Source organism: Enterococcus bulliens, assembly GCF_053761865.1.
In genome coordinates this window covers 121,011-143,816 of the sequence record NZ_JBSMXK010000001.1, presented here as the reverse complement: position 1 = coordinate 143,816, position 22,806 = coordinate 121,011, and the positions used below count along the sequence as shown (strand labels likewise).

Annotated in this window: 19 protein-coding genes; 18 read left to right on the top strand and 1 reads right to left on the bottom strand. The window is 39.1% G+C overall.

Annotated elements, in window-relative coordinates; translation table 11 throughout:
- Positions 1-2 precede the first annotated feature (2 nt).
- Both cydD and cydC read left to right on the top strand, forming a co-directional pair.
- Positions 3-1,724 carry a thiol reductant ABC exporter subunit CydD gene (cydD, locus tag ACWOEC_RS00730; protein ID WP_455305403.1) on the top strand — a complete coding sequence of 574 codons (1,722 nt, stop codon included), beginning with the start codon at positions 3-5 and terminating at the stop codon, positions 1,722-1,724.
- Positions 1,717-3,462, top strand: a complete 1,746-nt coding sequence (gene cydC / locus ACWOEC_RS00725; protein WP_455305402.1) for a thiol reductant ABC exporter subunit CydC — start codon at positions 1,717-1,719, stop codon at positions 3,460-3,462. Before cydD ends, cydC begins: the two co-directional genes overlap by 8 nt.
- Before the next feature lie 77 nt (positions 3,463-3,539).
- Here cydC and ACWOEC_RS00720 read toward each other — a convergent pair whose 3' ends face one another.
- On the bottom strand, positions 3,540-4,301 hold the full coding sequence (locus ACWOEC_RS00720) for a hypothetical protein (protein WP_455305401.1): 762 nt from the start codon (positions 4,299-4,301) through the stop codon (positions 3,540-3,542).
- A gap of 178 nt (positions 4,302-4,479) precedes the next feature.
- Here ACWOEC_RS00720 and ACWOEC_RS00715 point away from each other — a divergent pair, with 178 nt between their 5' ends.
- The 16 genes from ACWOEC_RS00715 to gor all read left to right on the top strand — a co-directional run bounded on the left by ACWOEC_RS00715 (position 4,480) and on the right by gor (position 22,652).
- Complete coding sequence (locus tag ACWOEC_RS00715; RefSeq protein WP_455305400.1) at positions 4,480-5,193, top strand: class A sortase; 714 nt, start codon at positions 4,480-4,482, stop codon at positions 5,191-5,193.
- An 11-nt stretch (positions 5,194-5,204) separates the two neighbouring features.
- Entirely contained in the window at positions 5,205-5,420 is a 216-nt protein-coding gene (locus ACWOEC_RS00710; protein WP_297078950.1) for a YdbC family protein, read from the top strand.
- 24 nt (positions 5,421-5,444) lie between these two features.
- Positions 5,445-6,317: a YicC/YloC family endoribonuclease gene (locus ACWOEC_RS00705; protein ID WP_455305488.1), complete on the top strand. Its 873-nt coding sequence runs from the start codon at positions 5,445-5,447 to the stop codon at positions 6,315-6,317.
- 129 nt (positions 6,318-6,446) lie between these two features.
- Entirely contained in the window at positions 6,447-7,061 is a 615-nt protein-coding gene (gmk, locus tag ACWOEC_RS00700; protein WP_297078949.1) for a guanylate kinase, read from the top strand.
- Between the two features lie 5 nt (positions 7,062-7,066).
- Complete coding sequence (gene rpoZ / locus ACWOEC_RS00695; RefSeq protein WP_297078947.1) at positions 7,067-7,372, top strand: DNA-directed RNA polymerase subunit omega; 306 nt, start codon at positions 7,067-7,069, stop codon at positions 7,370-7,372.
- 143 nt (positions 7,373-7,515) lie between these two features.
- A complete protein-coding gene (gene priA, locus ACWOEC_RS00690) occupies positions 7,516-9,903 on the top strand; it encodes a primosomal protein N' (protein WP_455305399.1) in 2,388 nt (795 codons plus the stop codon).
- Between the two features lie 11 nt (positions 9,904-9,914).
- Entirely contained in the window at positions 9,915-10,406 is a 492-nt protein-coding gene (def, locus tag ACWOEC_RS00685; RefSeq protein WP_297078943.1) for a peptide deformylase, read from the top strand.
- Entirely contained in the window at positions 10,399-11,343 is a 945-nt protein-coding gene (gene fmt, locus ACWOEC_RS00680) for a methionyl-tRNA formyltransferase (protein WP_455305398.1), read from the top strand. Before def ends, fmt begins: the two co-directional genes overlap by 8 nt.
- Positions 11,340-12,686: a 16S rRNA (cytosine(967)-C(5))-methyltransferase RsmB gene (gene rsmB / locus ACWOEC_RS00675; protein WP_455305397.1), complete on the top strand. Its 1,347-nt coding sequence runs from the start codon at positions 11,340-11,342 to the stop codon at positions 12,684-12,686. The genes fmt and rsmB overlap by 4 nt, the downstream gene beginning before the upstream one ends.
- Positions 12,687-12,701: 15 nt before the next feature.
- A complete protein-coding gene (locus tag ACWOEC_RS00670) occupies positions 12,702-13,445 on the top strand; it encodes a Stp1/IreP family PP2C-type Ser/Thr phosphatase (RefSeq protein ID WP_297078938.1) in 744 nt (247 codons plus the stop codon).
- Positions 13,438-15,621: a Stk1 family PASTA domain-containing Ser/Thr kinase gene (pknB, locus tag ACWOEC_RS00665; RefSeq protein ID WP_455305396.1), complete on the top strand. Its 2,184-nt coding sequence runs from the start codon at positions 13,438-13,440 to the stop codon at positions 15,619-15,621. The genes ACWOEC_RS00670 and pknB overlap by 8 nt, the downstream gene beginning before the upstream one ends.
- A gap of 246 nt (positions 15,622-15,867) precedes the next feature.
- On the top strand, positions 15,868-16,335 hold the full coding sequence (locus ACWOEC_RS00660) for a CtsR family transcriptional regulator (RefSeq protein WP_455305395.1): 468 nt from the start codon (positions 15,868-15,870) through the stop codon (positions 16,333-16,335).
- 5 nt (positions 16,336-16,340) lie between these two features.
- Entirely contained in the window at positions 16,341-18,827 is a 2,487-nt protein-coding gene (locus tag ACWOEC_RS00655) for an ATP-dependent Clp protease ATP-binding subunit (RefSeq protein ID WP_455305394.1), read from the top strand.
- A gap of 184 nt (positions 18,828-19,011) precedes the next feature.
- The gene (locus ACWOEC_RS00650; RefSeq protein WP_455305393.1) at positions 19,012-19,932 is read left to right on the top strand and encodes a peptidase U32 family protein; all 921 of its coding nucleotides are present in this window, start codon (positions 19,012-19,014) and stop codon (positions 19,930-19,932) included.
- A 17-nt stretch (positions 19,933-19,949) separates the two neighbouring features.
- Positions 19,950-21,191, top strand: coding sequence for a peptidase U32 family protein (locus tag ACWOEC_RS00645; protein WP_455305392.1), 1,242 nt, complete (start codon positions 19,950-19,952; stop codon positions 21,189-21,191).
- A gap of 111 nt (positions 21,192-21,302) precedes the next feature.
- Positions 21,303-22,652 (top strand): glutathione-disulfide reductase, encoded by a 1,350-nt coding sequence (gene gor, locus ACWOEC_RS00640; RefSeq protein ID WP_455305487.1) that lies wholly within the window; start codon positions 21,303-21,305, stop codon positions 22,650-22,652.
- The last annotated feature ends 154 nt before the right edge of the window (positions 22,653-22,806 follow it).

The window sequence follows — 22,806 nt, the reverse complement described above, 5'->3', positions numbered from 1 at the left end:
GAATGATTGATAAAGCGATTATGCGCTTGCCCAACATTCGTAAGATCATGGGAGTGCTTGCAGGATATGCTATCTTGCAAGCTCTCTTTATAATTGGACAAGCTTATACGCTTGCAACAGTGATCACTCGATTATGGGAAGGGCAAAAATTAAGCGCACAACTACTCATGATGGTAGCTTTTTTTGTTTGTTATGCAGCAAGGCATGCAGTCACTTATTTAAGAGACAAATTATTGGATCGCTTTGCTCAGGAACAAGCAAAAAATCTACGACATGATTTACTGCAAAAAATATTTCGTGTAGGACCTACGTTAGTACAAGAACAAGGAACTGGAAATGTGATCACGATGGCTTTAGAAGGGATTTCTAAAGTAGAAAATTATATTCATTTGATTTTAGCGAAAGTCATGAATATGATGATCATTCCTTGGGTGATCTTGGCCGTAGTTTTTTTATTAGATTGGGAATCTGGTGTCGTATTGATTTTGGTTTTTCCTTTGATTATCGTATTTATGATTATTTTAGGATATGCAGCACAGGCTAAAGCCGATCGTCAGTATCACGCTTTTCAAGTATTGTCGAACCATTTTATCGATTCATTACGTGGAATCGATACCTTGAAGATTTTTGGATTGAGTAAACGCTATGGAAAAAGTATCTACAATACCAGTGAAGAATTTCGTAAAGCGACTATGAGCACATTGCGTATTGGGATTTTATCGACTTTTGCTTTAGATTTTTTTACTACTTTATCTGTAGCGATCGTTGCCGTTTTACTTGGTTTACGTTTGATCAATGAAGGGATCTTATTATTCCCCGCATTGACAGTACTGATCTTATCTCCAGAATATTTTTTACCAGTACGTGATTTTTCAAGTGATTACCATGCAACACTAGATGGTAAAAATGCGATGACAGCAATTAGAGAAGTACTAGAATTACCAGAAATCGAAGTTGAAAAGAAAGCTTTGGCAGACGTCAATCAACAAACGACACTCGAATTGGAACACATCACATTTGCCTATGATGAAAATCCAACATTATATCCTTTTGATCTATCTTTGAAAGGTGTACAAAAAGTCGGAATTATTGGAATGAGTGGTTCAGGGAAATCAACTTTGATTGATTTATTGAGTGGTTTTTTATCACCAAATGAGGGAGGAATCAAAATTGATGGTGTATCTGTAGCGAGTCTGGCGCAATCTGATTGGCAAAAACAAATGCTTTATATTCCACAAAATCCATACATTTTCCAATTGTCTTTACTAGAAAATATTACGTTTTATACACCCGATGCAACGCCTGATGCGATCGAAGAAGCCATCAAAGTCGCTGGCTTGACGGAATTGGTTGCGGAATTGCCCGAAGGATTAAACACTCAGATCGGAGACGGTGCAAGAGCACTAAGTGGAGGCCAGGCTCAAAGAATCGCGCTAGCTAGGGCCTTTTTAGATAAAGAACGTCGCATCTTGTTATTAGATGAACCTACAGCGCATTTAGATATTGAAACAGAAGTAGAGATTAAAGAAAGAATGCTACCGTTAATGGAGAATCGACTTGTCTTTTTTGCTACGCATCGCTTGCATTGGATGCATCAGATGGATCATATCTTGGTATTAGAAGCTGGACATGTAGTTGAGCAAGGTAGTTTTGCTGAACTGACAGCAAAACGAGGCCATTTTTATGAACTAACTAAACAAATGAGGAGGGATATAGATGCCTAAAATTCCTCTATTTAAGGCTTTTGAAAAAGATACTTGGGTGAAACCTTTTTTGCATCAATATAAACGTTCTTTATATTTAGCTTTGTTTTTAGGCTTTATGACGTTCTTTTGCGCGGGCGCATTGATGTTTGTCTCGGGGTATTTGATCAGTCGGGCTGCTTCGATTCCGGAGAATATTTTGTTGATCTATATTCCCATTGTGTTAACTCGTGCTTTCGGGATTGGTCGTCCGGTCTTTCGTTATATTGAACGGTTGACCAGTCATAACTGGGTGTTGCGTTTAACATCAACACTGCGTTTAAAATTATATACAGTGCTTGAAAAAGATGCGATTTTCTTTAAACGCAATTTTAAGATCGGCGATATTTTAGGTCTATTGGTAGAAGATATCAATCATATCGAAAATTTATATCTAAGAACGGTTTTTCCAACGATCATTGCTTGGATCTTATATGCTTTCGTCGTGATCGGATTAGGGTTTTATTCTCTTTGGTTCGCGTTAGTGATGGCGTTGTTATTATTTGTATTGGTATTTGTCTTTCCTTTGTATTCAGTATTATTAAACGGTGCACGTCAAGAAAAAGAAAAACAAGTCAAAAATGCTTTATATACAGATTTGACGGATAATGTAATGGGGGTTTCTGACTGGATTTTTAGTCAGCGTAGTCAAGATTACGTAAGTAGTTATGTTGAAAATGAGCAACAGCTTTACGATGTTCAAAATGAATTGCGCCATTTTAATCGAGTTCGTAATTTTATTTTGCAACTGTATATCGGATTGATCGCGATTAGTTTGATTTTGTGGACGAGTCAGCGTTTTGTGGGCGATCATGGTGGAGCTGCTAACTGGATTGCAGCTTTTGTATTGAGCTTGTTTCCATTGGTCGATGCATTTGCCGTCTTACCAGATGCAGCGCAAGAAACGAATATCTATAAAGATTCTTTAGACCGTTTAAATCATTTAGAAGAAAAAGCTGAAGTGACTCCTGTAGCGCTTCCTGAAAATCAACAGCTCGATATTCGTGTAGAAGACGTTACGTTTCATTATCCCAATGAATCAAAACTTGTTTTAGATCATCTCGAACTTAAGATTCCTAAAGGGCAAAAGATCGCGATCCTAGGACGAAGTGGTTCAGGAAAAAGCACTCTGGCTTCACTGATTCGTGGAGACATAGTTCCTACTACTGGTCAGGTAACTTTAGCCGGTGTACCGACTAGTCAATTGGGTGATGCAATCGCAGAAGTAGTTGGAGTGATCCAACAAACACCTTATCTGTTTCGAACAACCATTTTAAACAATCTACGCCTAGGTAACGAAGAAGCTAGTGAGGATGAAGTCTGGGACGTTTTAGATCGTGTCGGATTAAAAAATCTAGTAAAACGTCTACCTGAGGGGTTACACACGATGGTCGATGAAGCTGGTTTGCGTTTTTCTGGTGGTGAACGCCATCGAATGGCTTTAGCTAGAATTTTATTAAAGGACACACCAATTGTTTTATTAGATGAACCCACAGTCGGTCTTGATCCAATTACTGAGCAAGCCTTGATTGACACGTTCTTTAGTCAATTATCAGATAAAACAGTGATTTGGATCACGCATCATTTGCAAGGGATCGATCAGATGCAACGAGTGATCTTTATTGAGAACGGTCAATTAGAATTGTCAGGTTCACCAAAAGAATTATTGGAAACAAGTCCAAGATATCGTAAATTAAAAGCAATCGATGAAGGACGATAAAAAAACATCGCTAACAGATATTCGTTTAAAACACTGGAATTCAGGTGCTTTAAACGCAATATCTAGCGATGTTTTTTTTAGATAAAAGCAACTCTGGAATCGGCTAAAGTAAGACTCCAATTTTTAGAATTTATGTGATAGCTCAATTCACCTACATAGCGTTCAAGTGGCACTTCTTTGCTTGAAGCAAATTCTTGATCCGTCAGATATAAGGGTAAATGAAATTCATGGGTATCTTTTGTTGCTTGATCAAAAGATAACATGATTCCTTCTTTAGTATAGTCATGGATTTGTTTGATTACTTCTAAAGGGAGATCAACAATGGACAAAGGTCGTTTAAAAAATGAGCGTTTGTCATTTAAATTCTCTAAGGTTTGTCGTTTGATTTTTCCAGCTAACACACGATAAAACTCATCTAGATAGCGATAGTAGATACGAGAGATTCGTTGTGGAAGATCAAAGTAAACAAAGTTATTTTGTAATTTGTAAAAAAAGGGAGAGCGTAGATGCGTACGCTTGTGTCCAAAATAAAGTAACTCTGAAATCTCTAAAGGAGAAAGTTCGCGTAGCATGGACAGATCAGAAAAATCGATCCATTTATTTTCCTCGCCCAAACGTTGCTTGGCAACGATTTGCGCATACTGTTCAACCGCATCAACACCACGAACGATTTTTAAGCCAGTATGGGCTTCATAGTCTCCATAAGTCGAGGCGGGATTTAATAAAAGCAGATTTTTTGGGGGATGTACGATGCCTGTGTGAAAATCAGCAGCTTGTAGTCCTCTAGTCATGACAATATTACTTGTTGTATCAATATGGATGTAAATTGATTGCTTCACAGGTGATCCCCCTTTTTTTTTGCGTATTTCTTCAGTTTCTATTCTACAATAAAAAGTTCGAGTTTTACTTTAAGATTTGATTACAAGATAAGAATCATTCTTATTATTTGGGCACAAATAAAACTCAAACCTTGAAATCATGGTAAACTAAAGACAACTACACTCAAAGGAGGGGCCGATGCAAAAGAAAAAAGGTGTACTACATTGGGTTACCAATTTATTACTCGTTTTATTATTATTAATTGGACTGGCATTGGTGTTTAATAATCAAATTAAATACTTATTGATGTCTTGGAATACTTCAAAATACGATGTTTCTACGGTAACAGCTTCTGAAATCAAAGAGAATGAGAAAAAAACAGCTACGTTTGATTTTGGTGCAGTACAGCCGTTAAGTACACAAGCAGTATTAGATGCACAATTTAGTAATAAACGCTTGCCGGTTATTGGTGGGATCGCGATTCCAAGCGTAGGTATCCATTTACCAATCTTCAAAGGGTTAGCAAATGAAGCGTTATTATTTGGAGCAGGGACCTTTAGTGAGACACAAAAAATGGGTGAAGGAAACTATGCTTTAGCCAGTCATCGAACCGATCGTGCCGATCTATTGTTTACGCCGCTTGAAAAATTTGAAGTTGGGAATATGATCTATCTGACTGATCTTGTTAATATCTATTCTTACAAAGCATATGATAAACAACGGGTAGCTCCGACTAAAATCGAAGTCTTAGATGAAGTACCGAATAAAAAAATCGTCACACTAGTCACTTGTGGTGATCTTTCTGCAACCACACGAATTATCGTGCAAGGAGAATTGACTGCAGTGACACCGATAAAAGATGCGACTAAAGAGATGATGAGTGCATTCCAAATGGAACAACATACATATTAAGGAGGAAATATATGAGCGAATTTAGTTATGAGATCGTCGAAGAGATCGCCGTGCTTTCAGCCAATGCCAAAGGTTGGCAAAAAGAGTTGAATTTAGTGAGCTGGAACGGTCGCCCCCCAAAGTTTGATTTACGAGATTGGGGTCCAAATCATGAAAAAATGGGAAAAGGCATTACATTGACGAATGAAGAATTTGCAAGTCTAAAAACCATTATCACACAAATGTAATAAAGGAGAATGTCTGTGAAGAGTATGACAGGATTTGGTCGCGGTGAGGTCGAACGTGACCAAATGAGTGTTATTGTAGAAATCAAAAGCGTTAATCATCGTTTTTTAGATTGTCAGTTTCATATGCCAAGGCGTCTAAATGAATTAGAAAGTACTTTACGTCAAAGCATCAAAGAATATATAGCTAGAGGTCGATTGGATATCTATATCACGATAGCATTAAAAACAGCTCTACCAAAAACGACTCAAATCGATTGGAATGCAATCGAGCAAATCATCGAAGAAACCAAAAAGGAAAGCCAATTAAGATTTGGAACGGTACCAAATCTCGAGCACTTACTCGAGCAAATGGTCTTAAAAGAAGAGTTTATCTTAATCGATGAAACTCCTTTAGAATTAGCTACTTATCAGGAATTAGTTCTTTTTGCTTTAGAAAAAGCGTTGCAGCACTTGGTAGAAAATCGACTTAGTGAAGGACAGCAGTTATCTGATACCATCAAAGCACAACAAGCTGTAATCTTAGCTGAATATCAGGCAATCACCTTAAAAACAACGATCATCGAACAAGAACAAGAAGAAAAATTACTCACAGCTTTACGTCAACGAGTGGGAGATTTAGTAGACGAATCACGGATTTTAACTGAAGTTGCTGTGTTATTAGAGCGTGGGGATATCCATGAGGAACTTGACCGCTTAGCTGCGCATTTGACGCGGTTAACACAACTTCTAGAAAAAGCGACACCGATTGGACGCGAGTTAGACTTTTTGATTCAAGAATTTAATCGTGAAGTCAACACAATCGGTTCGAAAACAACAAGCATCGACATCAAAAATCGTGTCGTCACGTTAAAAACAACGATCGAAAAAATGCGAGAACAAGTCCAAAATATAGAATAACAACGATTATGAGAAGGATTAAAGTAGTTTTTTAATCAAATTCTCGTTATAATGAAGTAGTTCTTGAAACTTCAATAAAAAAAGTGCACAATAGACGATAAGTATATTTTAGTGTGAAAGGACGTCGTTATGACAGAACGAGGACTATTGATCGTGCTATCTGGGCCTTCTGGTGTAGGTAAAGGAACGGTACGTAAAGCGATATTTGATAGCGAAGGAAATGATTTTCAGTATTCCATCTCAATGACAACTCGTCAAAAACGAGTTGGTGAAGTAGAGGGAGTCGATTATTATTTTCGTAGTCGCGAAGAGTTTGAAGCGTTAATTGCAGCTGGTGAAATGTTGGAGTACGCAGAGTACGTAGGAAATTATTATGGTACCCCATTATCTTATGTCCGCAAGACATTAGATGAAGGGAAAGATGTCTTTTTAGAGATCGAAGTACAAGGCGCGAAACAAGTTAAAGAAAAGATGCCAGATGGCGTGTTTATCTTTTTGACTCCTCCAGATCTAAGTGAATTACGCTCGCGTATTGTTGGTCGTGGAACAGATGATCTAGATGTGATCGATGCACGGATGAAGATTGCACGTGAGGAAATCGAAATGATGGCGCTATACGATTATGCTGTCGTAAATGATCAAGTGCCACTAGCTGTTGAACGAATCAAAAAAATCATTGATACCGAACATGTCAGAGTCGATCGCGTGATTGGTAAATATAGAAAAATGTTAGAGGAGTTGTAAACCATATGATGTTAAAACCATCTATCGATTCATTATTGGATCGTGTGAATTCAAAGTATTCATTAGTTATTTTAGCAAGTAAACGTGCTCATGAACTAGATGCTGGGGCGAACGCTACATTGGAAAGTTTCGAATCAGTTAAAAGTGTGGGACAAGCGTTAGAAGAAATCGATGCCGAAACAGTTATCGTAGATCCACATCCAGAAGTAAAACGCGCGCGCATTCGTTTAGAAGAAGAAGAACGTAAAGCGAAAAAAGAACAAGAACAAAAAGAATTAGAACAACGCATTCGTCAAGAACAAAAATTATAATTATTTTTTGGGGACAGAGTTTGGTAGCTAACCATGCTCTGTCTATTCTTTTTCTTTAGAGAAACTTAGTGAAGTTCTTTTTGTCAATTAAAGACAAACGCGAAGAAGTTTAGTAAAATAAGGCCAGATAAGGAGGGCGTTCGATGGAAAAAGTAGCAGAAATCATTGTGGACGTACCGACTAGACAGACCGATCAGCCATTTAGTTATTCGATTCCAAGTGAAATGAAGGAAGTATTAGAAATCGGGATGCGTGTAGAAGTTCCCTTTGGTAATGGAAATCGACAGATCCAAGGCTTTGTAGTAGGGTTTGATGAACAAGAAGATACTAGAGGGCTCAAACCGATTACGCGATGCATTGATCTAGCACCGGTGATCAATAAAGAACTTTTAGCATTAGCTGAGTATATGCGTAACCAAACATTTTCATTTAAAATCACATGCTTGCAAACGATGTTACCAAGTGTGATGAAAGCGAAGTATGAAAAGCTAATCGTACGACTTAAATCCCATCCTGAAAGCGACGCGCGTTTATTCCAACATGGTGAAACGATCGCATTTGAAGAAGCTTTAGTTTCTGTACATCAAATCAAACAATGGCGTGACCAAGGGATTATCGATATCGACTATTTAGTGAAACAACAAAATCGTGCACGGACGATCCGTCATGTTCGTTCTTTGGTCACACAAGCTAATTTTCCAACCTTTGCCTCGACAATCCGCAAAGGTGCGAAAAGAAAAGTCCAGTTACTTGATTTATTGACACGTCACGAGCAAAAGCCAGCTAGCTTTTACAGGGAACAAGGAATTAGCGCCACAGTACTCAAACAAGCACAGCAAGAAGGTTGGCTCGAATTCTTTGAAGTCGAATCTTATCGTGATCCTTATGCCAACCGTCAGTTTGAACAAACGCAAGCGTTTGTATTGAATGATGAACAAGCTCTTGCTGTAAATGAAATTTTGGCAGCAAAAGCCCATCAAGTATTTCTACTAGAAGGTATCACAGGAAGCGGTAAGACTGAAGTCTATCTCCAAACGATTGCTTCAGTCTTAGAAAAAGGTCAGACAGCCATGATGTTGGTTCCTGAGATCGCATTGACGCCACAAATGGTGGAACGGTTTAAAGGCCGTTTTGGTGAAGCAGTAGCGGTATTACATAGTGGATTATCGAAAGGGGAAAAATACGACGAGTGGCGTAAAATCGAACGTAATGAAGCACAGGTCGTAGTGGGGGCACGTTCAGCCGTATTTGCTCCACTAGAAAATCTTGGTGTAGTGATTGTTGATGAAGAACATGAGGCCAGTTACAAGCAAGAAGAAAGCCCACGCTATCATGCTCGTGATTTGGCGATTTGGCGTGCACGTTATCACGATTGTCCGATTGTACTTGGTAGTGCGACTCCTTCGCTAGAATCACGCGCACGTGCACAAAAAGGAGTTTATCGCTTTTTAAAACTAACAAAACGTGGCACTAAAGCCGCTTTACTACCTCAAGTCGAAATTGTAGATATGCGTGAAGAAATGATCTATCAAGGAACGGAAACTTTTTCAAGAGTACTGCAAGATAAAATTCGTGATCGCCTGTTGAAAAAAGAACAAATCGTCTTATTGCTAAATCGCCGTGGATATTCTTCTTTTGTGATGTGTCGCGATTGTGGCTTTGTGCTACCGTGTCCAAATTGTGACATTTCATTAACGTTGCATATGGACACTAAAACGATGCGATGTCATTACTGTGGACATGAAGAACAGATCCCAAACCGTTGTCCAAGCTGTCAAGGTAGTAAGATTCGCTATTATGGTACGGGAACGCAAAAAGTCGAAGCAGAATTGCAACAATTGTTCCCAGAAGCTGCTATTTTACGAATGGACGTTGATACGACTCGTAAAAAAGGAGCACATGAAAAGCTATTACGTGAGTTTGGTGAAAAAAAAGCATCGATTTTACTTGGGACACAAATGATTGCCAAAGGGCTCGATTTTCCAGATATTACATTAGTAGGTGTGCTAAATGCCGATACCTCATTAAATCTACCTGATTTTCGTTCAAGTGAACGCACATTTCAATTGCTAACCCAAGTAAGTGGACGAGCAGGGCGAGCAGATAAATTAGGTGAAGTCGTGATCCAAACGTTCAATCCGGATCATCATGCAATCATTTTGGCGCAACAACAAAATTACGAGCGATTTTACCAACAAGAAATGTTTATTCGACATGAAACAGGTTATCCACCTTACTATTTTACAATCAAAGTGGTCGCAAGCCATGAAAAAGAAGAAATCGCAGCAAAAAAAATGTATCAGATCTATCAACAACTGACACAAGTATTAAGTCCTAATGCACGTTTATTAGGACCAACACCAAGTGCGATCTTGCGTATTAAAAATCGCTATTATTATCAATTGATCATCAAATATAAACAAGAACCTAATCTAGTTCCAACATTACAAGAGATTATGCAGTCTAGTCAGTTAGACCAAAGAAGTGGCTTATTTCTTTCAATCGATAATGAGCCATTATCATTTATTTAAAGGAGGTAGCTATGCGCTATCCTATTTTGATCCATCCAGATGAACAGTTAAGAAAGCCTTGTGAGCCGATCGACCAAATTACAGATGAATTGGTCGTATTATTAGAAGATATGTATGAAACAATGGTTGCCCACGATGGTGTCGGCATCGCCGCACCACAAATCGGCAAAAATATCCAAGTTGCCGTAGTTGAAGTAGAAGAAAATGATCGCTTTGAATTGATCAATCCACGAATCGTTGATCGTAAAGGTAAAGATATCGATATCGAAGGTTGCTTAAGTATGCCGCATGTTTTTGGTACAGTAGAACGAGCTGAAGAAATCACTGTCCGTTATTTTGATCGTGATGGCGATGAAATCGAAGTGACAGCTTTTGGCTATTTGGCTAGAGCGATCCAACACGAAATCGATCACTTACATGGTATCTTATTTACAGATAAAGTGATCGAACGAATCGCTGAAGAAGATTTAGAATCTTATTATGAGGAGCATGCAGATGACTAAAATTGTATTTATGGGAACACCCGCGTTTTCAGTTCCGATTTTACAAGGATTGGTAGAATCAGGATATGAGGTCGTAGCGGTAGTGACACAACCAGACCGTCCAGTTGGGCGAAAAAAAATTATTCAAGCAACTCCAGTTAAAGAAGCTGCTGTAGCATTGAATATTCCAGTATTGCAACCAGAAAAAATTTCCGGTTCACCTGAAGTAGCGATGATCGAAGAATTTGCACCAGACTTGATCGTGACAGCTGCTTTTGGTCAGTTTCTACCCCAAAGTGTACTGTCGATTCCCAAAATCGCAGCTATTAATGTGCATGCTTCCTTATTGCCTAAATATCGCGGTGGTGCTCCTGTCCATTACGCAATTATGGATGGAGAAGAAAAAACGGGTGTGACGATCATGGAAATGATCAAAAAAATGGATGCCGGTGGAATCTATGCACAAAAAGCGATCCCAATCACCAAAGAAGATAATGTGGGAATCATGTTCGATAAATTGAGTATTGTAGGTCGTGAGTTACTACTTGAAAGTTTACCAGCAATCATCGATGGTAAAATCCCAACACCACAAGACGAGAGTCAAGTGACATTTTCACCGAATATCACTAGAGAACAAGAAGCAATCGACTGGGAGAAAACCGCTGAACAGATCGATTGTCAAGTTCGCGGTATGTTTCCTTGGCCGATCGCCTTTACGACGTATCAAGATATTCGCTGGAAGATTCGCAAAGTACGTGTCGTGTCAGAAACGACTGATCAAAAACCAGCGACGATCATCAAGCGTACGAAGCAAGAATTATGGATTGCCTGTGGAAAACAAACAATCCTAGCAATCGAAGAGTTACAACCAGCAGGTAAAAGTGTACAGCCGATAAAAGCATTTTTAAATGGTGCTGGTCAACATATTCAACAAACAGATAAGGTAGGGAATGCATGAAAAAACCGATTGAAAAAACAGTCCGTTTTGTCGCACTTTCATTGATTGAACGTGTCGAAAAAGGTGGCGCTTATTCTAATTTACTGATCAAAGAAGAAATTGAACGCAATCAACTGAACGAAAAAGACGCGCGTTTACTTACGGAATTAGTCTACGGAACCATTAGTAATCAGTTACGCTTAGATTTTTATCTAGCACCTTTTTTAAAAAAAGCAAAAAAGGTTCATCCATGGGTACAACAACTTTTACGTTTGTCGATTTATCAATTGGAATTTTTAGATAAAGTTCCAACACATGCGATTTTTAATGAAGCGGTAGAAATCGCTAAACATCGCGGTAATCCTGGTATCGGTAAATTTGTAAATGGCGTACTGCGAACATTTCAACGTCAAGGTGCACCCACTTTAGATACGTTGAGTGGAAATATGCGCTTATCGATCGAATTTAGTTTACCGATGTGGTTAGTAGATCGTTTAGTAGCACAAATCGGTTATGAACAAACAAGTTTACTTGGTGAATCTTTGATGCGCCCGAGTCATGTAAGTGCTCGGATCGATACGCGTCAAATTTCACGGAAAAAAGCCATCGATTTCCTACACGATGAAGGATTAGAAGTTCGCGAAAGCTATCTCTCAAAATATGGTGTTGTTGCTGAAAAAGGATTTTTAGCCAAAAGCAACTTGTTTAAATCAGGGAAAATGACGATCCAAGATGAAAGTTCGATGCTTGTAGCTCCTGTGATGCAGATTGAAGCAGAGCACCAAGTATTAGATGCCTGTGCCGCACCGGGAGGGAAAACTACTCATATCGCAACGTTCTTAGATCAAGAAAAAGGTGGCCGAGTAACAGCATTAGATATTCATGCCCATAAAGTAAAACTAATCGAAGAAAATGCAGCTAGACTTCATGTTGAAGACGTTGTTTGGGCTGAGAAGATGGATGCTAGAGAGGCTAGTGAACGTTTTGAAGCAGAAACGTTTGATCGGATCTTAGTCGATGCGCCTTGTTCAGGTCTAGGATTGATCCGTCGTAAGCCAGACATTAAATTTAGCAAAAAAGAACAGGATTTTGCGAACTTGCCAAACATCCAACTTGCGATTTTAGAAAGTGTTGCACCAACTCTAAAAAAAGACGGTATTTTAGTTTATAGTACTTGTACGATTTTAGATCAAGAAAACAAAGAAGTAGTCGATACCTTTTTGGCCAAACATCCAGAATTCGAAAAAATAACACCTAAAGTCAATCACTATGTACAATCTGAAATTCAAGAAGATTTATTAACGATCTATCCACATACATTCCACACAGATGGCTTTTTTATCAGCTGTTTAAGAAAAAAATAACGAGGTGAAGGAGATATGGAAGTTTCTTTTTTAAGTGACGTCGGTCAAAAACGAAATAGCAATCAAGATTATGCCCAGACCTTCCTAAATCAAAAAGGGTATTTGCTAGCGCTATTAGCTGACGGGATGGGAGGCCATCAAGCAGGCGATGTTGCCAGTCGCCAAACTGTTGAAGACATCGGCAAAAGTTGGGAAGCCACTGATATCGCAGATTGCGAACTAGCAACACGTTGGCTGATCAAAGTTATCCAACAAGAAAATAAAATGATCCACGAACTAGGTAAATCACAACCAGAATTAAGTGGAATGGGAACTACGATCGTAGCTGTTTGTGTGATTGGCGATCAATTCGCACTCGCACATGTGGGAGACAGTCGAATGTATCTATTGCGCGAACGTGAGCTGATCCAATTGACTGAAGACCATTCTTTAGTTAATGAATTAGTTAAAACTGGAGAAATTACACCAGAGATGGCGATCAATCATCCACGTAAAAATATTTTAACACGTTCGATTGGAATGCCTGGATTAGTCGATGTGGACGTAACAAGTCACTTTTTACGTGCACATGACTATTTACTATTATGTTCTGATGGCTTAACAAATATGTTATCAGATGCTGAAATCAAACAAATTATTGAAGATTATCCAACTATGAAAGAGCGTGTTGAAACTTTAGTTGAAGGCGCGAACTTTCGAGGAGGCCTTGATAATATTACAGCAATTTTGATTCATTATGGAGGTGAAGCACATGTTTGATATTGGCAAAACCTTCGATGATCGCTACCAGATTATTGGCAATATCGGTAGTGGTGGTATGGCAAATGTCTTTTTAGCGAAAGATTTGATTTTGGATCGTGAAGTGGCAGTCAAGGTCTTACGTTTTGACTTTCAAAATGATCAAAATGCCATTCGTCGCTTCCAACGAGAAGCACTAGCAGCTACTGAATTGGTTCATCCAAATATCGTATCGGTCTATGATGTGGGAGAGGAAAATAATCAACAATACCTTGTCATGGAATTTGTAAAAGGGATGGATCTGAAACGTTATATTCAAACCCAATCGCCAATTGCCTATGAAAAAGTTGTCGACATTATGGATCAAATTTTATCTGCGGTCACTTTAGCGCATGAACATCGTATTATTCATCGTGACTTAAAGCCGCAAAATATTTTGATCAATGAAGAAGGCGTTGTGAAGATCACAGATTTTGGGATCGCGATTGCCTTATCCGAAACGTCAATTACCCAAACCAACTCGATGTTAGGATCGGTGCATTATTTATCACCTGAACAAGCACGAGGTTCGATGGCCACTAGTCAATCAGATATCTATGCGATGGGAATCATTTTATTTGAGATGTTGACTGGAAGTGTTCCATTTGACGGCGAGTCAGCAGTCACGATTGCTTTAAAACATTTTCAAGATGAAATACCCTCTGTTCACCAATTTGATGGTGCGATCCCGCAAGCTTTGGAAAATGTCGTGTTAAAAGCAACTGCTAAAAATCCAGAAGATCGTTATAAAACAACACAAGAGATGCAAAATGATTTAAATACCGCATTATCTCCTGCACGAGCAAACGAAGCCAAATGGACACCGCTTCCTGAAGGACCACTAGTAGAAACTAAAGAGTTAGAACCTGTAGCGCCTATTCGTCCTGAAGTGGAGCAAGTTGCGGTCCAATCAGAACCAGAACACAAAGTAGAAGAACAACCCAACAAACCTACGAAGAAAAAACGTTGGTGGTTAAGTATTCCAATTATTGTATTGATCTTATGTTTGATCGGTGGGGTCTATTGGGTCGTAGCGAGAACCAATCAATCGATCGCAATTCCTGATGTAGCAAAACTAGACGAGACAGCAGCCATCAATAAATTGACACAAGCCGGTCTGACTGTTTCAAATTCTAGTAAAGAAATCGCTAGTGAAACGATCGAAGCTGGACAAGTCGTTAAAACGGACCCAGAAATTGGTGTTGAAGTGAAAAAAACAACGCCGATTACACTATATATCTCAACAGGAAAAGCCACTGTGAAGATGTTAGATTATGAAAATAAAACATTAGATGATGCCAAACAAACGCTACTTAATGCTGGATTTAAAAAGAAACATATTACGACTACTGAAGAATATAGTTCCGAGGTAGAAAAAGGTAAGATCATTTCGCAAACACCAGATGCAGATGAAGAAGTGGTAGCGGATGAAACGCAAGTGGAATTTGTGATCAGTAAGGGGCCTGAACCAGTGATGATGCCGGATTTAACTGGTCTGACTGAAACGCAAGCCTACCAAAGAATGGCAGCAAATGGTTTATCTGCAAATGGCTTGACGATGTCTGATGAAGTCTTTAGCGATCAACCAAAAGGTACGATCATCTCACAAACACCAGCTTATGGTGAAGATGTTTTACCAGGCGATACTAGTGTCACGTATGTCTTAAGTAAAGGTGTCGAAACAATCACGGTACCTGACGTGACGGGCAAAACCAAGTCAGATGCGGAAAAAGCATTAAAAGATGCTGGATTAACAAGTACTTCGACTGAGGAATACGATGATACTGTAGCTGAAGGAAAAGTAATTAGTATGACGCCAACTGGCGAAGTCGCAAAAGGCAGCCAAGTTGCTTTAGTGATTTCAAAAGGAAAAGAACCAGCTGACAAAACCTTTACAATCGACGTCAAAGGACAATTCGATACTAAAGGCGAAGCAAGTCAAACAATCACGGTATCAGTATCAGATGCGAATGCAACAAGTGGCCGACAAATCGATCAATACGTTCTTACCAAAGAGAATCCAACGTATAATCGTTCATTAACGATCACTGTTAAAGAAGGTCAAAAAGCTAAAATCACGATTACTCGTGATGGGAAAGAAGTAGTATCAAAAGAAGTTTCTCAAGCTTCAGATGGTCCGATTACGATTCCAAATTAAAGAAAATAGGTGTAGCTATAAGCAATAAGTTACTTCTAAAATAGTGTTTATTTGGTTTTTAGGGAGTGTGACAGAAATCTGTCGCACTCTCTTTTTGTAATTATTTGTCTAATCAAACACTTTGAAGTATAGTAAGAGAAACCTAAAGAACTTTTAAGGGAAAGTTTCATAAAAGGCCTTCTCCTTTTCTTTGTAAAAAAAATTCGTTATAATTAAGGTCAGTATTAGTCAAGGGAGGAACGGAGGATGGCTCAAAAAAACACATCTGATTTGATTGAAGCATATATTAAACAGATTTTAGAGACTAGTGAAATGATTGAAATCAAACGTGCCGAAATGGCAACATTATTCAATTGTGTTCCTTCTCAAATCAACTATGTCATCAACACTCGCTTTACCGTCCATCGAGGCTATATCGTTGAAAGTAAGCGTGGCGGGGGTGGATATATTCGTATTGAGAAAGTGCAACTGGCCACTTATCATCAGTTTCTAGAACATGTTGCTAAATTAATCGGAGATGAAGTTTCTGAAAAAGATGCACAAGCAATTTTACAAAAATTATATGAAGAAAAGATCTTAACCAAACGCGAAGGTAATTTGTTATTATCCACATTGTCTAAGCAAGCATTAGGGTCACTCGAAACAGAAAATCAACTACGCGCCTCCATGCTGATGGCAGTATTGGAGCGTCTAAGTTATGAAGATAGGAAGTGAATGTGATGGATGAATTATTCACACCAAAAGCACGTATCGTGCTAGAAATCGCACAAGAAGAAGCAAAATATTTTAAACATCAATCCGTTGGTTCAGAGCATTTACTTTTAGCACTGATTATTGAACAAGATGGTATTGCAGGAAAAGTTTTACGCGAAATGAATGTGACCGAACAAGATATTCGCGAAGAAATCGAGCATTTGACGGGTTATGGCTTGATGAAAATGTATCCTGAGAATGGATTTTTACCCTATTCTCCACGTGCCAGACAAATTTTTGCCTATGCTGGAGATGAATCAAAACGCTTAGGTTCTACCCAAATCGGTACCGAACATTTATTATTAGGATTACTGCGTGACGAAGAGATTTTAGCTTCTCGTATTGTCTTAAATTTAGGATTCAGTTTGGCAAAAATGCGCCAATTATTGAAGAAAAAAATGGGTATTTCTGAAAGTAGCAAAACGAGCAATAATCGTCGTCGCCAACGCAATACACAAGCCACTGAAGGGACACCTACGTTAGATACTTTGGCACGTGACTTAACAAAATTAGCACGTGAGCAAAAATTAGATCCAGTCGTAGGACGTCAAACTGAAGTCAAACGTTTGATCCAGATACTAAGTCGTCGTACGAAAAATAATCCGGTGTTAGTCGGTGAACCTGGTGTAGGGAAAACGGCGATCGCTGAAGGGTTAGCTCAAAAAATTATCAACGGAGAAGTGCCGCAAGATATGCAGCATAAACGTTTGATGATGTTAGATATGGGTGCATTGGTCGCTGGTACGAAATATCGTGGTGAATTTGAAGATCGTATGAAAAAAATTATTGATGAGATCTATCAAGATGGTCAAGTAATTTTATTTATCGATGAATTGCACACTTTGATTGGTGCTGGCGGAGCGGAAGGTGCAATCGATGCCTCAAATATTTTAAAACCTGCACTGGCCCGTGGGGAACTACAAACTATCGGCGCCACAACGCTTGATGAATACCAAAAATATATCGAAAAAGATGCTGCCTTAGAACGACGCTTTGCTCGGGTACAAGTTGACGAGCCTAGTGCTAAAGAAGCTGTGGAGATTTTAAAAGGATTGCGTCCACGCTATGAAGATCACCATGGTGTAGCAATCACTGATGAGGCGTTACAAGCAGCAGTTGATTTATCTGTTCGCTATTTGAATTCACGTCAATTACCCGATAAAGCAATCGATTTGATGGATGAAAGTGCCGCAAAAGTTCGACTAGATGAAGCTAAAGAGGCTTCTAAAACTGCTGTTTTGCAAGCCAAATTGGTAGAACTGATGGAGCAAAAAGAACAAGCTGTTCGTGATCAAGACTTTGATTTTGCAGCCTCTATTCGTAAAGAAGAAAAACGATTGAGTCAAGAACTAGCAGAATGGACATTGAAAGAAGCACAAGAAGCGACTCAAAAAGCTGAAAAAGTGACAGAAGAAGATGTTGCCGATGTGGTTTCACAATGGACAGGTATTCCGCTAAAACAATTGGAGAAAAAAGAAAGCGAACGCTTGTTGGAATTAGAAAAAGTCTTGCATCAACGAGTAATTGGTCAAGATGAAGCAGTGACAGCTGTTTCACGCTCTATCCGTCGTGCTCGTAGCGGACTGAAAGATCCAAATCGTCCAATCGGTTCGTTCATGTTCTTAGGACCTACTGGTGTTGGGAAGACTGAGTTAGCTAAAGCATTAGCAGCTGCTGTTTTTGGTAGCGAAGAAGCCATGATTCGTGTCGATATGTCAGAATACATGGAAAAATACAGTACCTCTCGTTTGATTGGTTCGCCTCCAGGATACGTAGGATATGATGAAGGTGGACAATTGACGGAAAAAGTACGAACAAAACCGTACTCAGTGATTTTATTAGATGAAATCGAAAAAGCCCATCCAGATGTATTCAATATTTTATTGCAAGTGTTGGATGATGGTCATTTAACAGACTCTAAAGGACGTAAAGTCGACTTTAGAAATACGATTTTGATCATGACCTCAAATATCGGCGCAACACAATTACGCGAAGAAAAAAATGTCGGATTTAATGTTGTCGATGCCACTAAAAATCACGAAGCGATGCAAAAACGAATCATGCAAGAACTAAAAATTGCTTACCGACCTGAATTTTTAAACCGTATCGATGAAACGGTAGTCTTCCGTTCATTAACGAAAGATGAAATTCAAGATATCGTGAAAATCATGAGTCAACCAGTAATCGCACGTCTAGCGCAACAAGGTGTACAGCTGAAAATTACGCCGGCTGCTTATGAAGTGATTGGAAAAGCTGGTTTTGACCCAGAATATGGTGCTAGACCAATTCGTCGGGCATTGCAAAAAGAAGTTGAAGATCGTTTGAGTGAAGCGTTGCTATCTAGTCAAATCAAATTATCTGATCATGTGACGATTGGTGCCAAACAAGGGAAAATCACATTAAGTGTTCGTAATCAAAAAACAAAAGAAAAACAAGCATTACAAGAAGCATAGTAAAAATGGGATGTGGCAGAGAGTTGTCACATCCCATTTTTATATAAAAATCACAAATCGATAGCGAAGGCTGTATAGCTGTAAAGTCGTTAAATAAAGCGATATAGAAATTATTTTTTTCTAATCAGCTTTTTTTTTACGATAGTTTGTGATAATATGAATTTGTTGAAAAGGAGGATGCTTCATGATCAAACTTATTGCTACAGTTGAATCGTTGGCACAAGCACACGCTATTTTGCCATACGTCGACTGTATTTATTTTGGGGAAGAAACGTACGGACTACGTTTGCCGAATTCATTTACACGTGATGAACAAAAGCAATTGATTGAGATGGCACATGCACAAGAAAAACAAGTGCTTATTGCTGTAAATGGGATCATGCATCCTGAAAAAATGGCACAAATTCCTGAATACCTAACATTTTTGGTCGAACAAAAGGCCGATCAAATCACATTAGGAGATCCGGGAATTATTTATCTGATGCGAAAACAACCAGCACTGGCATTACCATTTGTCTATGATGGTGAAACCATGGTTACAAGCGCACGTCAAATCAATTTTTGGGGTCGTAAAGGTGCAAAAGCAGCTGTTTTAGCACGTGAAGTACCCTTTAAAGAAATGCAGACGATGGCTACTACCCTTAAGATTCCAGTAGAAGTCTTAGTATATGGTGCTACTTGTATCCATCAATCAAAACGTCCTTTATTACAAAATTACTATCGCTTTACGAAACAAGATGAAGGAATCGACAGAAAGCAAGGCCTTTTTTTGTCCGAACCCAAAAAACCAGAAACACATTATTCGATTTTTGAAGATCAACATGGTACACATATTTTTGCCAATCATGATATCGCTCTAACGGGCGAATTACGTGATTTAGCTCAAGTAAGCTATGATACTTGGAAACTAGATGGGATTTATACACCAGGTGAAGCGTTTGTAGAAATCGTGAAAGCATATGATCAGGCACGTAAACAAATCGAACAAGGTGAATTCGCTGAAGAACAAGCACAGATGTTAGAACAAATCATTCGTGCACACCATCCTAAAGAGCGGACACTAGATCAAGGTTTTTTCCATTTAGAACCAGACGCAATCAAATAAGGAAGGGGAGTTTGACCATGCAAGTCAACACACCACTTAAACGTCCAGAAATTCTAGCACCTGCTGGAACATTAGAAAAATTAAAAACAGCGATTCACTACGGAGCGGATGCGGTCTACATTGGCGGTAATGCGTATGGCCTTCGTAGTCGCGCAGGGAACTTTACCTATGAACAAATGCAAGAAGGTGTCGCTTTTGCGAAAGCACACAATGCAAAAGTTTATGTCGCAGCCAATATGGTCACACATGAGGGCAATCAAGAAGGCGCGGGCGATTTTTTCCGTCAACTAAGAGATATCGGGATCTCAGCTGTTATCGTTTCCGATCCAGCCTTGATCGAGATTTGCGCAACTGAAGCACCAGGATTACCTATTCATTTATCCACACAGGCTTCAGCCACTAACGCAGAAACCTTAGAATTTTGGAAAGAAGAAGGTTTAGAGCGAATCGTTTTGGCGCGTGAAGTGTCGATGGCCGAAGTCGCTAAGATCCGTAAGCAAACAGATGTCGAAATAGAAGCCTTTATTCATGGCGCGATGTGTATTTCTTATTCTGGACGTTGTACGTTATCTAATCACATGTCGATGCGCGATGCCAATCGTGGGGGATGTTCGCAATCTTGTCGTTGGAAATACGAATTGTATGATCTACCTTTTGGGACGGAACGTCGAAGTTTTACAAAAAACGGGGCGGTTGCAGAAGAGTTTTCGATGAGTGCAGTTGATATGTCGATGATCGAGCATATTCCAGATTTGATTCAAAATGGGGTCGATAGTTTCAAGATCGAGGGCCGAATGAAATCGATCTATTACGTGTCGACAGTCGCAAACGTGTATAAAGCAGCAGTCGATAGTTATATGGCGGATCCTGAGCATTATGTGTGTAAACAAGAGTGGATCGATGAATTATGGAAAGTGGCCCAACGCGAACTTGCTACAGGTTTTTATTATCAAGTACCGTCTGATGAAGAACAATTATTTGGTGAACGTCGTAAAATTCCACAATATAAATTTATCGGTGAAGTTTTAGCCTATGATGAAGAAACAAAGATTGCAACGATTCGACAACGCAATCTATTTGAGGTCGGCGATGAAATCGAATTTTATGGTCCAAACTTCCACCATTTTGAACAAACAGTGGTCGCTATGAAAAATGAAGAAGGTGAAATGATCGATCGGGCACCTAATCCGATGATGATCTTAACTATGGAAGTAAATGAACCAGTAAATGTCGGCGATATGATCCGCAAAAAGAAATAAGCTGAAAAATCTCCTGATCTAAGGGAGATTTTTTATTTGGAGTAGGCTTGCTTGACGGAAAAAATAGAACATGATAGCGTTAGTCACAAAGAAGATGAAGGAAGTGGCCAAATGAGTCAAGTATATGATTATATTGTTATTGGAGGCGGAAGTGGCGGTATCGCTTCAGCAAATCGTGCTGCGATGCATGGTGCTAAAGTATTATTAGTTGAACCTAACGAATTAGGTGGAACGTGTGTCAATGTTGGTTGTGTACCAAAAAAAGTTATGTGGCAAGCAAGTGATATTTTAGAAACAATCAAACGTGATGCAATCGATTATGGTATCGAAGCAAAAGTAGACTCGTTTGATTTTAAAACGTTAGTCAAAAATCGTGAGGCCTATATCGAACGAATCCATGGATCTTATCAACGCGGTTTAGATCAAAATAAAGTGACTTTATTAAAAGGTTATGCACAGTTTGTGGATAACTCACATATTTCTGTGGATAATCAAATCTATGAAGGTAAACATATCCTGATTGCGACAGGTGGACATGCTAGTAAATTAGATATCCCAGGCGGCGAATTTGCGATTGACTCCAATGGTTTTTTTGCTCTAGAAGAATTACCGCAATCTGTTTTAGTGATCGGTGGCGGTTATATTGCGGCAGAACTAGCCGGTGTATTATATGGTCTAGGGAGCCAAGTAACTTGGGCTTATCGTAAAGAACGACCTTTGCGTAGTTTTGATGAAATGTTATCCACACAATTGATCAAGATCTATCAAGGAATGGGGATAGATACCCGTGCGTATCATGTACCTGAAAAAATCGAAAAAGTTAGCGATGGATATATCACGACTTTTGAAAATGGTAAAGAAGTACATGCACAAACAGTACTTTTTGCCGGTGGACGTAATCCGAATACGGCGAATTTAGGTTTGGAACATACAGATGTGACATTAAGCAAAAAAGGACATATCGAAGTTGATAAGTTTCAAGCAACAAAAGCCGAAACGATTTATTCAGTAGGCGATGTAACGGGAGCTGTAGAATTAACACCAGTAGCCATCGCTGCCGGTCGACGTTTATCTGAACGTTTATTCAATGGTCAAACTTTGATGCACTTAGAGTATGATTTTATTCCAACTGTCGTCTTTACCCATCCAACAATTGCGACGATCGGTTTTTCAGAAGCTGATGCTATCTCAAGATATGGTCAAGATGCAATCAAAATCTATCATTCTAAATTTACACCGATGTATTTTGCACTAGGTGACTATCGTCAACCTTGTGAGATGAAATTAGTCTGCTTAGGTAAAGAAGAAAAAATTATTGGACTACATGCCATCGGACGCGGAGTAGATGAAATGTTACAAGGGTTTGCAGTAGCGATCAAAATGGGGGCTACAAAAGCTGACTTTGACAACACAGTAGCAATCCATCCAACAGGCGCTGAAGAATTTGTTACTATGCGCTAAGTTGTGTTATATGAAAAAAATAGGGGATGACAGAAAGCTGTCATTCCCCTATCAGAAATAGAATAAATGGTGTTCCAGAAGTAACTCCTTCGGAAATAAGCCGCATCATGACCGAAATAGATGAATTCATTATCGGAATGATGCGGCTTATTTC